This is a genomic window from Caldalkalibacillus mannanilyticus JCM 10596 (genome assembly GCF_000615945.1).
Classification (GTDB): Bacteria; Bacillota; Bacilli; order Caldalkalibacillales; family JCM-10596; genus Bacillus_AT; species Bacillus_AT mannanilyticus.
This window is the reverse complement of sequence record NZ_BAMO01000016.1, coordinates 78814-87359: the sequence shown is the minus strand read 5'-3', so window position 1 is coordinate 87359 and position 8546 is coordinate 78814. Positions and strand designations below refer to the sequence as shown.

At 46.2% G+C, this 8546-nt stretch carries 3 protein-coding genes and 2 pseudogenes; all 5 read left to right on the top strand.

All coding sequences use genetic code 11. The annotated features are described in order from the left end of the window. Window positions 1-99 precede the first annotated feature (99 nt). Window positions 100-2103, top strand: a complete 2004-nt coding sequence (locus JCM10596_RS24990; RefSeq protein WP_234410478.1) for an endo-beta-N-acetylglucosaminidase — start codon at window positions 100-102, stop codon at window positions 2101-2103. Between the two features lie 127 nt (window positions 2104-2230). Then, window positions 2231-3607, top strand: a pseudogene (locus JCM10596_RS31310) (glycoside hydrolase family 1 protein). Window positions 3608-3611: 4 nt separating this feature from the next. Further along, window positions 3612-4520 (top strand): ROK family protein, encoded by a 909-nt coding sequence (locus tag JCM10596_RS10770; RefSeq protein ID WP_025027141.1) that lies wholly within the window; start codon window positions 3612-3614, stop codon window positions 4518-4520. Continuing rightward, a pseudogene (locus JCM10596_RS24980) lies at window positions 4517-7192 on the top strand (alpha-mannosidase); the annotation flags it as partial. The gene JCM10596_RS10770 and the pseudogene JCM10596_RS24980, both read left to right, overlap by 4 nt. Continuing rightward, window positions 7193-8533 carry a glycoside hydrolase family 125 protein gene (locus tag JCM10596_RS30795; RefSeq protein WP_267879690.1) on the top strand — a complete coding sequence of 447 codons (1341 nt, stop codon included), beginning with the start codon at window positions 7193-7195 and terminating at the stop codon, window positions 8531-8533. It begins immediately after the preceding pseudogene. Window positions 8534-8546 lie beyond the last annotated feature (13 nt).

The following is an 8546-nucleotide window of genomic DNA, read 5'->3' as shown; positions in this document are numbered from 1 at the left end:
CGGCTGGTTTATCAATCAAGAAACAGAGGGCGGAACTCCTGAGACAGCAAGAAAATGCAAGCCTTCCTCATTTACTTACAGGAAAACAAGCCTGAGAATATGCATATTATGTGGTATGACTCGATGATTACCAATGGGCGCATAAGCTGGCAAAACTACTTAACCGATCAGAATAAGATGTTCATCCAGGATGGAGATACAAGGGTTTCAGATAGTATGTTTTTGAACTTCTGGTGGTGGAACAGTAGCCAGAAGAGATCCCATGATAAAGCGCTAGAAATTGGACGTAATCCCTATGATTTATTTGCTGGAATCGACGTAGAAGCGAAAGGGAAGGATACGTATGTAGCCTGGCACCATCTTTTCCCTCAAGGATCAGCCCCGTATACATCCTTAGGCATCTATCGACCGGATTGGGCTTTCAAAACGACAGAGAATATGCAGGACTTCTATGAACGTGAGCAACACTTCTGGGTAGGAAAAGCAGGCAACCCAAGCCAAACGGGGACAAACCCTGATCAGTGGAAAGGAATGGCTCATTATTTTACAGAAACCACGGTTATTAACCAGCTTCCATTTATTACTCACTTTAATACGGGAAGCGGAACATTTTTCAATATAGATGGAGTCACAGCATCCAACCAATCATGGAACAATCGCAGCTTGCAGGACATCTTACCCACATGGCGTTGGTTAACGGAGAGTAAGGGAGAAGCGCTTAAGGTACAGTTTGATTGGAATGAGGCATATTATGGGGGAAGCTCTCTCCAGATCACAGGAGATCTGAACAAAGAGAACGCGACTCATGTAAAGCTGTATAAAACCAATCTTCCCATCGATAAGGATACGGAGTTGTTTGTGACCTACAAAGCGGCAAGCGACCAACCAAGTGTGAAGGTCGGTGTCAGCTTTCTGGAAAACCCCAACAAATTTGAGTTCTTTGATCTGAAGAAAAAAAGCAAGAATGGGTGGACAACAGAGCGTATTAAATTAAAAAAGCATCAGGGAAAACAAATCGCGACTCTGTCTGTGTATGTGGAATCCAATAAGAAGGTCGAGGACTATAAGCTCAACATTGGAGAAATAAAGGTGACGAATAAGCATGAGGACAAGGAACGTCCAATCCAGCCTAAAAACTTACGCATCACTGACATTAGTGTAAGGGATGGTTTGTATGCCGATATCGCTCTTCAGTGGGATGCAGAAGAGCAACAGATTCAGCATTTTGAAATTTACCGCCAGTTAGGTGGTGGCAAGAAGGAGTTCCTTGGAGCTGTACCAAATCAAGTCTATTTTATTGATGAACTCCGAAGAGTACAGAAGGAGAAGAGAACCACATTAGAGGTCTACACAGTGAATCAGCATTTTGAACGCAGCAAGAAAGGGCAAACGATCACCTTCGAATGGCCAGCCTACCCAACACCAAAGGCTGATTTTGGTGTCAGTAAGTCTATTGCTGCCCCTGGAGAGGAAATCCAATTTTTTAACCAATCTTCAGAGGTGACAGAGGCTGTGGAGTGGTCCTTTGAAGGAGCTACACCTGCTTCGAGTACAGCACAAAACCCTATTGTGACCTACGAAGAGGAAGGGGTTTATACGGTCAAGCTCATTGCCAGAAACAGTGAGGGAGAGGATGTTCTGATTCGTGAAGGCTACATCACCATTTCTGAGGATGCCAGCCAGATTTCCAATGTGGCTCTGAACAAAACAGCGACAGCAAGTGGGCAATGTGCTCCAAGCGAAGCGCCTCGATATGCAGTGGATGGCAAGGTCACGGATAATAGCAAGTGGTGCGCTATTGGTGCAAATAGCTGGCTGATGATTGATTTAGGGGAGGTGTATCGTCTTTCTCAATTTGTCATTAAGCATGCTGAAGCGGGTGGAGAATCCCCTGCCTTTAATACCAGAGCCTACACCATTGAAGTGAGCAGGGATGGAGAGGTCTGGGAAGAAAAGGTGATGACAACGCAAAATACTAGTGCCATCAGTGAACATACCATTGCTTTAACGGAGGCTCGGTATGTCCGCTTAGCCGTTCAACAGCCTACCCAAGGAGGAGATCAGGCGACAAGGATTTATGAGTTTGAGGTATACGGTTTTTAATGTTATTTTTAAAGTTTTCATGTGCTTATTAAAGGACTTGGATGGAACGTATTCCAAGTTCTTTTTTTTCTCTATATGATAAATGTAAGAAAGATGTAAGCGATTACGAAAGGTTGGGAGAACCGACATGAAGAGAACATTTCCAGATCATTTTTTATGGGGAGCAGCCGCCTCAGGACCTCAATTAGAAGGAGGAAGAGAGGGAAGGGGTAAAACAGTATGGGATTACTGGTTTGAAGTTGAGCCAGATAAATTTTATCAAAGGCTGGGTCCAGCGGAGGTTTCTAATTTTTATCGACATTATAAAGCTGACATTGCAGCGATGAAAGAGCTGGGCTTTAATTCCTTTCGAACCTCGATTTCATGGTCTAGATTACTGCCTGATGGGGAGCACGTGAATAGAGATGCTGTTCTGTTTTATCGGGATGTGTTAGAGCGGTTACGAGAAAACGGGATCAAGCCCATCATGAACCTGTACCATTTCGATATGCCCTATCGACTGTACCGAAAAGGAGGCTGGGAGAATCGAGAAGTGGTAGAGGAATTTGTTCAATATGCACAAACCGCTTTTGAGTGCTTCGGGGACATTGTAGAGCAGTGGGTCACGTTTAATGAACCTATTGTGCCCATCGAGATGGGGTATCTGCATGATCAGCACCTCCCTGCGGTCTATGATCTGCAACGGGCGTTTCAGGCTGGCTTCCATACAGTGCTGGCGCATGCGCTTACTGTAAGAGCGTTTAGACAATCGAAGCCTCAGGAGAGATTGGGATAATTCTTAATCTATCCCCGACCTATCCTCGAAGCGATCTGCCAGAGGATCAGGAAGCGGCAGCTTGGGCGGATCTGTTTTATAATCGAAGCTTTCTCGATCCTGTTGTTCAAGGACAGTTTCCTGCGAAGCTCATGCAGTTTATGCAGGATGAACAGATCAAGGTGAGCTGCTTGCAGGAGGATCTACAGGAGATCAAAGAGCACACGGTTGATTTTCTAGGTGTGAATTACTATCAGCCAAGAAGAGTGCAGGCAGGAGAACCGGCATCCTCCTCAGCTAAGGTATTGGATCATTATTTTCAGCCCTATCACTGGCCTAAGGCGAAAATGAATCCCCATCGTGGCTGGGAGATCTATGAGAAAGGCTTGTACGATCTTGCCCTTGATCTGCGTGATCATTATGGCAATATTCCTTGGTATGTTGCCGAAAATGGAATGGGTGTAGAAGGGGAGGAGCGTTTTATCAGCACAGGGAGAGGTGCAGGATGATTATCGGATTGAGTTTATGGAGGATCATCTGACTTGGCTGCATCAGGCGATAGAAGAAGGCTCGAATTGCTTTGGTTATCATGTCTGGACCTTTTTAGATAATTGGTCTTGGTTAAATGAATATAAGAATCGATATGGATTATTGAGATTAGAGTTAGATACAGGGACACGACACAGGAAGAAAAGTGCGCGCTGGTTCCGGGAACTGGCAACCTCCAATCAGCTTCCTAAAGAATGGTGATGTGATGAACTATATAGTAGCCATTGATATTGGTGGAACGTTTACCAAGCTAGCAGTGGTTTCCTCTCAGGGGCAGCTGATGGAAAGGAAAGAGCAGGAAACCGCTCATTCTTGTCAGGAATTTATGGATTCAGTAAGAGCGTATTATGAGCAACAGAGAAAGCAATATGAGATTCAGGGAATTGCACTCAGCAGTCCAGGAAGTGTGACAGACGCTGGAGACATCTTGGGGTGCAGCTCGGCTCCGTTTATTCATGAACAGAATCTAATGCTGGAGATAGAAAAAGAGTTTCACCTCCCTGCGAGTATTGAGAATGACGCCAATTGCGCTGCTTTAGCGGAGATGTGGAATGGCGCCGCGCAGCAGGTGGGGACGTATGCTTGCATCGTCTGTGGAACCGGTATTGGTGGAGCTCTTGTCATTGATCAAAAATTATATAAAGGGGTGCATCTGCACGGCGGAGATTTTGGCTATGCCATCCTCGCCAGTGATCTAACCAGCGGCAGCTATATGACCTGGAGTGAGGGAGGCTCATCCTCTGCTCTGACCAGACGCTTGCAGGAGGAAGCTCCTTTCTATGAGGCATGGACGGGGCAGTTGGTTTTTCAGCAGGCGAGCCAAGGTCATGCTGCGGCTAGAAAATCGCTTGATACGTTCTTTCATACCTTAGCGGTGGGGATTTTCAATATTCAATACATCGTCGACCCTGAAAAGATCTTTATTGGAGGAGGGATTACCAGACAGCCTTCTTTTATGGCTGAGCTGGACACTCAATTAACGAAGCTATATGAGGCAAAGCCTTTTGCCCGAATCCGTCCTTCCGTTGCTTTATGCTATCACCGTGACCAAGCCCAACTATATGGAGCGGCTTATGTCTGGTTCGAAAAATACGGGAAAAGAGGTGCAAGATGAAAAGAGAGAAAACCGCCCATATTATTTCTCACTCTCACTGGGACAGAGAATGGTATATGTCACTGGAAGAACACCGTTATTACTTAGTCGCCTTATTCGATGATTTGCTAGAAAAGCTAGCGAATGATCCAGATTTTCATAGCTTTCATCTAGATGGTCAAACGATCATGGTGGAGGACTATCTAGCCGTGCGACCAGAGAAGGAGGAAGAAATCAACTCCTATCTGCAACAAGGAAGGCTGATCATAGGACCCTGGTATATTCTACAGGATGCTTTTCTAACAAGTGCGGAAGCCAATGTCAGGAACCTCTTGTACGGCTTACAGGAAACAAAAAGAAGAGGTCAAGAGGGAGTGCTGGGGTATTTTCCAGATACATTTGGTATCTACGGGCAAGCTCCTCAGCTATTGAAGCAAGCGAAGATCAATGTAGCTGCTTTTGGCAGGGGAGTAACGCCTACAGGCTTTAATAACCAAGTCCATCATAGCGAGAAATATGCCTCCCCTTATTCCGAAATGCTCTGGGAAGCGCCAGATGGCTCTAAGGTCTTAGGGATTTTATTTGCGAACTGGTACTCTAACGGCAATGAGATACCAGAGGACGAACAAGAGGCACAGACCTATTGGGAGAAAAAGCTGGCGGATGTAGAGAGATTCGCTTCCACCTCCAAGCTCTTGTTTATGAATGGCTGTGACCACCAGCCTTTGCAAAAGAACATCACGCAAGCCATTAAACAGGCGAATCAGCTCTTTCCCCATGTGCAGTTTAAGCATTCCAGCTTCCAGGAATACATTGAAGAACTCAAGAAAGAGCTTCCTGCCGACCTGCAAACCATCCGTGGAGAGCTGCGCAATCAGAAGACAGATGGCTGGTCCACCCTCGTCAACACCGCTTCGGCACGAATCTATCTCAAGCAGGCGAACGATCGTTGCCAAACCCTGCTGGAGAGAGTAATGGAGCCACTAGGATTATTGGTTCAGGACCGAGAGCTGCATCGAGATTTTAGTCAATTCTATTGGAAGATGTTAATGCAGAATCACCCCCACGACAGTATTTGTGGTTGTAGTGTGGATGAGGTTCACCGTGAAATGGTGACACGCTTTGAAAAGGTGGAGAAGGGAGCAGCGAGATATGTGGAGGAGCAGGCTCGTGAGCTGGCTAGAAGGATGTCTACCCGCCATGAGCATCCCGATGCGATTCCACTCGTTATTTTTCAAACAAGCGGGCAAGCCTCCTCTCAAGTGCTGAGAGAAAAGGTGGCTGTCAAGAAAATCTATTTCGATGAACTAGAGTATAAGAAAATCCCGCCCAAATTAGAGTCAGTACGCCTACCTAGCTACTATATTGAACGCGCAGACAAATCACGAGTTCCTGCTGTTGTGAAGGATTTAGGGGTCATGTTCGGCTATGAGCTTCCTCCTGATGGTTTTCGTCGACCTTATTATGCAAGAGAAATCGAGCTGAGCTTCTTCTTCGAGTCCAGCATTCATCTGGGCTATGAAGTCTGTTATCTCGTTCCTACAGAACAGCCCATTTTGGCTGAAGCCGCTCATCCTATATGGAATGAAGAGGAAAAGAAGCTGGAGAACGAGCATATGCAGATTACGATCCATGAAAACGGCAGTTATTCCATTCTGGATAAAGCATCAGGGCATGAGTATCAACATCTAGGTTTGTATGAAGATACAGGAGATGTTGGCAACGAATATATGTACAAAGCATCGGGGGATGATGGAAGGGAAACGACAGAATCGCTGAGCGCTTCCATTGAAGTGCTGGAGAATCATCGCTACCTTGCTTCTGTGGCAATTTCGGCTTCCTTTCTGGTGCCCAAACAAGCGGACTCAGAACTGCATAGAGAAAGAGAACAGCTTGTCTGGCATCCTGAACGAAAGGCGGGAAGAGGCCAAGAAAAAGTAAGTCTAACCCTAACCACGATCCTTACCTTAGAAAAAAAGGCCAAGGGATTGAAGGTCGAGGTGACCATTGACAATACGGCGAAGGATCACCGTTTACGCGCTCTATTCCCCGTCGGACAGGGAAGAAGTGAGCATTATGCGGACAGCATCTTTGACATTGTGACTCGCCCGAATGAACCAGAAAGCCACTGGAAGAATCCCGTATTTGATCACCATATGCAACGCTTTGTAAGTGTAGACGATGGGCGGTATGGGTTAACCATTGCCACCAAAGGTCTGCATGAATATGAGATTATCGATCAATCGACTATGGCTATCACTCTCCTGCGAGCAGTGGGGGAGTTAGGAGATTGGGGAGTCTTTGAAACACCTGAAGCCCAGTGCTTAGGAAAGCAGCAAGCGGAATTTATGGTCATCCCTCATAAAGGGGATGTGCTATCTGCTCAAGCGTATCTTACCGCCTACCACTATGCCTTACAGCCAACGGTGATTCAAGTGGCGCAACATCAGGGGACAGAACCTAAGGTATCTAATGCCTTTCAATGGTCTGGTGAAGGGCTTGTCTTGACAGCGTGCAAGCCATCGCTTGAAGGCAAGGGCATGATTCTAAGATGGTTTAACCCGACAGATCATGCTCAGATCCTGATGATAGAAACGAACGAAAGCCAAGCGATTTATGATTCCACGATTATAGAGGAGAAGGGGAGCAAGATGGGAGATTCTCATGTAGAAGTAACGGTAGAACCGAAGGAAATCAAGTCTTTATGGCTAGAACAGAACGTAGAAGCTCAGGAAATTCCTGCTTCATTACAGAACATCATTGAACAGGTACGAAAAGCATATCCTGAGGATCAAGAGCTACAGAAGTTATTTGAAAATTGCTTTCTTAACACCTATCAGACCACGTTAAAACAAGATGAAGAAGGAACCTTTGTCATTACAGGAGATATTCCAGCGATGTGGCTACGGGATTCATCAGCTCAAGTGCGCCCGTATCTCATTGTTGCCGGTGAGGACCCAGAGATCGCCAAGATGTTAAAGCAGGTGATCGAACGCCAATGGAACTATATCTTATTAGACCCTTATGCCAATGCCTTTAACCAAAGCGCCAACCAGAAGGGGCATCAGCAGGATCGGACAGAGATGGGCCCTTGGATCTGGGAGAGGAAGTACGAAGTTGATTCCTTATGCTATCCCATTCAACTAACCTATTTGTATTGGAAGGCAACAGGGGATCCAACGATTCTTAGCTCTAAGCTCAAACAGGTTCTAGAAACGATCTACGAGGTATGGAGAGTAGAACAGAACCACGAAGAGCATTCTCCATACTCCTTTGAACGTGAGGATTGTCGGATTTCCGATACGCTTCTGCGAGGAGGAAAGGGTGGTTATTCTGTTCACACAGGAATGACTTGGTCTGGTTTTCGTCCTAGTGACGATGCTTGCCTCTATGGTTATCTTGTGCCAGCCAATATGTTTGCTGTGGTTGCCTTAGAGTATGCCACGGAGCTGTTGCAGGAGATGAAGGAGGAAGAGCTGGCGCAGAAAATGAAGCAGCTTGCCACCGAGATCAAAGCAGGAATTGAAACCTACGCGAAGGTGGAGCATCCTGTGTATGGTGAAATCTATGTCTATGAAACGGATGGGCAAGGGAACGTAAATCTGATGGATGACGCCAATGTCCCTAGCTTGCTTTCCATTCCATACCTTGGTTATGCCGAAGCAACAGACCCCACCTATAGGAATACAAGAAACTTTATCTTAAGTCGCCATAACCCATACTTCTACGAAGGAGAAGTAGCAGAAGGGATTGGCAGTCCCCACACGCCTGATCATTATATTTGGCACATTGCCTTAGCGATTCAGGGCATGACAGCGATAACGAAGGAAGAGAAAGCCAGGATTGTAGAGATGTTTAAGCGAACACATGGATCGACCTATTATATGCACGAAGGCTTTGATGCAGATCGTCCTGAGAGGTTTACACGCTCTTGGTTTGCTTGGGCCAACTCCATGTTTAGCGAGTTTATCTTAAGTGAAATGGGACTCTATGTACCGGGAAGCCCGTTCGCCAAGCAAGCAGGAAAGTCGTAAGAGGAGGGAAACC